The following is a 245-nucleotide window of genomic DNA, read 5'->3' on the forward strand; positions in this document are numbered from 1 at the left end:
TCAAGCCCGAGTTCCTGGCGACTCAGGTGGTCGACTACAACGAGTGGGACCGTGGCCTGCCGCTGTCCATCCCCGACGCTGTCGCCGGGCTGCAGGGCCGGGTGCTCGACCGCCTGCTGTCGCCCAACACCGCGCGCCGCTTGATCGAGATGCCCGGCTATCTGCCCGAGGCCCAGCGCAAGGGGGCGGTCTCGCTGGGCGAGGTCTATGGCACGCTGCAAGCGGCCATCTTCAGTGAGCTCAAG

At 68.6% G+C, this 245-nt stretch carries 1 protein-coding gene; it reads left to right on the plus strand.

Annotated features, from left to right (window positions below; all coding sequences use genetic code 11):
• A partial coding sequence (locus RVY79_RS21085; RefSeq protein ID WP_317466560.1) for a zinc-dependent metalloprotease occupies positions 1 to 245 on the plus strand: 245 nt, incomplete at both ends.

Origin of the sequence: Chromohalobacter sp. HP20-39, assembly GCF_033052815.1 — a bacterium.
Lineage (GTDB): Bacteria > Pseudomonadota > Gammaproteobacteria > Pseudomonadales > Halomonadaceae > Chromohalobacter.